This window comes from Gilvimarinus gilvus (assembly GCF_030518155.1).
Lineage (GTDB): Bacteria > Pseudomonadota > Gammaproteobacteria > Pseudomonadales > Cellvibrionaceae > Gilvimarinus > Gilvimarinus gilvus.
The window spans coordinates 1-350 of the sequence record NZ_JAULRU010000137.1; the positions used below are offsets into that span (position 1 = coordinate 1).

1 protein-coding gene is annotated in these 350 nt (G+C 32.3%); it reads left to right on the top strand.

Annotation, left to right across the window (positions count from 1 at the left end; translation table 11 throughout):
• Nucleotides 1-350, top strand: a 350-nt coding sequence (locus tag QWI17_RS00835) for an NAD(P)-dependent oxidoreductase (protein ID WP_302720593.1), incomplete at both ends; no start/stop codon positions are given.

A 350-nucleotide genomic window follows, 5' to 3' on the forward strand; every position in this document is an offset into this window, starting at 1 on the left:
CAAGTTCGTAAAGAATGGAAACCTACTACTTATCAAAATATCAAGGAAACAACAATTACAATTTTAGGATTAGGTGAAATCGGAAAGTTAGTAGCAGAGCAATTTGTTGCTTTAGGTTTTCAAGTCAAAGGTTGGTCGAATTCGCCTAAAAATATAAATGGAGTAGAATCTTTTGCTGGAAAAGAAGGCTTGAATGTTGCAATTTCTAAAACTAATTTTATTGTCAATATTTTGCCTTTGACAGGTGATACAGAAGGTATTTTGAATAAAGACTTTTTTAAAGAATGTTCAGCTCATACAGTTTTGGTTAATGTTGGTCGTGGAGCACATTTGGACGAAAAGGATTTATT